Below are 408 nucleotides of genomic sequence, written 5' to 3'. Positions count from 1 at the left end.
GGAACTCTGCCCACTCCCAATTGGAAGACAAGCCATCGCTAACAAATGGATATTTAAAGTAAAACCGGATGACGAGGGATTCGTGCACAAATTCAAGGCAAGACTCGTTATCAAAGGTTTCTCTCAACGACCGGGAATTGACTTCAACGAGACCTTCTCTCCCGTCGCACATCTCGCATCAGTTCGAATTATATTCGCGCTTGCCGCATCCCTGAACTTGACACTGAGACAGCTCGACGTGGTTGGGGCTTTTCTACAAGCAGAACTTCCAGAAGAGATCTATATGGTCCAACCGGAAGGTTTTATCTCTGAGGATCCCAAATTAGTGTGCCGACTCAAGAAAAGCCTTTACGGACTCAAGCAGGCCGGACTAGTTTGGAACGATACAATCAACCGCTTCATCACTGA

The 408-nt window shown here is 47.3% G+C and carries 1 protein-coding gene; it reads left to right on the top strand.

The window, feature by feature from the left end; translation table 11 throughout:
• Positions 1-408 (top strand): reverse transcriptase domain-containing protein (locus B5P42_RS31615; protein WP_220089422.1); only part of this gene is annotated, 408 nt, incomplete at both ends.

It is taken from the genome of Bacillus sp. SRB_331, from assembly GCF_003264175.1.
Classification (GTDB): Bacteria; Bacillota; Bacilli; order Bacillales; family Bacillaceae_G; genus Bacillus_A; species Bacillus_A mycoides.
The sequence above is the reverse complement of the archived record's forward strand: the minus strand, read 5'-3'. Positions and strand labels throughout refer to the sequence as shown.